Here is an 831-nt window from a genome sequence, read left to right as displayed (position 1 = left end):
TGACTAACGAGACGTCACCTGCGTTAAGCGGCAGTATTGATGACCCAACTGCGACTGTGATTGTGACGGTCAATGCGGTTGAATACACCGCAGTGAATAATGAAAATGGGACCTGGAGTTTAGCGGCCGATACTTTACCTGACTTAACCGAAGGGGATGTTGAAGTAAGTGTGTCTGCGAGTGATGAGGCAGGCCATAGCGACAGCGCAACAACAACCATTGAGATTGATACCACCGCACCAGTGGTCAGCGTCGATTCAATTATTACCAATGATACAACTCCTGCGATCACCGGTACGATTGATGATCCAACGGCCGCGGTCGTGGTGACGGTCAATGATATTGAATATACAGCAACCAACAATGCTAATGGTACGTGGACATTAGCGGATAATACTTTACCTGCACTGGATGATGGTGAAACCATTATTACCGTCACTGCTTCAGATGCGGCAGGTAATAGCGCGACAAACACCGGTACGGTTGAAGTAGATACGACTGGCTTAAACGTGAGTATTGATGCGTTAGTGACTAACGAGACGTCACCTGCGTTAAGCGGCAGTATTGATGACCCAACTGCGACTGTGATTGTGACGGTCAATGCGGTTGAATACACCGCAGTGAATAATGAAAATGGGACCTGGAGTTTAGCGGCCGATACTTTACCTGACTTAACCGAAGGGGATGTTGAAGTAAGTGTGTCTGCGAGTGATGAGGCCGGCCATAGCGACAGTGCAACAACAACCATTGAGATTGATACCACCGCACCAGTGGTCAGCGTCGATTCAATTATTACCAATGATACAACTCCTGCGATCACCGGTACGATTG

General features: G+C 48.1%; 1 protein-coding gene. It reads left to right on the top strand.

Annotated features, from left to right (window positions below; translation table 11 throughout):
• A partial coding sequence (locus OW492_RS16920; protein ID WP_290041701.1) for an Ig-like domain-containing protein occupies window positions 1-831 on the top strand: 831 nt, incomplete at both ends.

It is taken from the genome of Psychromonas sp. 14N.309.X.WAT.B.A12, assembly GCF_030397575.1.
Lineage (GTDB): Bacteria > Pseudomonadota > Gammaproteobacteria > Enterobacterales > Psychromonadaceae > Psychromonas.
This window is presented reverse-complemented; position numbering and strand designations above follow the sequence as displayed.